This is a genomic window from Vibrio sp. 1078-1, from assembly GCF_033340475.1.
On the sequence record NZ_JAWOWM010000506.1, the window covers coordinates 1 to 631 of the forward strand.

Sequence of the window (631 nt, forward strand, 5' to 3'; positions counted from 1 at the left end):
GTAAGTCGACGCTTATTAACGCCCTACTCGGCGCCCACGACTACGAAGGGACTATTCGCATCAATGGCTTCGAGCCCATGATGCAGCGTGACAAGATCATGCAGAATTTGTCGTACATCTCAGATGTGAATGTTTTGCCAGATTGGATGACGGTCTCTCAGCTTCTGAGTTATACCGAAGGGGTTCACCCGGGTTTCAATCGCAGCAAAGCGGATGCGCTGCTTCGTCAAACCGACATTAAACCACGTGCGAAAATCAGAGCCCTTTCGAAAGGGATGAAAGTGCAATTGCACCTTGCCATTGTTATCGCAACCAATACACAAATCCTGATTTTGGATGAACCAACTCTTGGTTTGGATTTGGTTTACCGCGACACCTTCTACCGTCATTTACTGGAATGGTTTCACGATGGTGAACGCGTTCTGATCATCACTAGCCATGAGGTTTCCGAGATCGAGCATTTGTTAACCGATGTGTTGATTCTTAAACACGGTCGCCCGGTGCTGCAAACCTCAATGGACAGCATCAGTGAAGACTACTTTATTCTCGATGCCAATGACGAACACCGTGCGCAAATTGAAGCGATGCACCCACTCTCTTCTCAAAAAGGATTGGGCACAACGAAATGGCT

At 47.7% G+C, this 631-nt stretch carries 1 protein-coding gene; it reads left to right on the plus strand.

Features of this window, described 5'->3' with window-relative positions; all coding sequences use genetic code 11:
• Positions 1-631, plus strand: a 631-nt coding sequence (locus tag R7190_RS28460) for an ATP-binding cassette domain-containing protein (RefSeq protein ID WP_318138005.1), incomplete at both ends; no start/stop codon positions are given.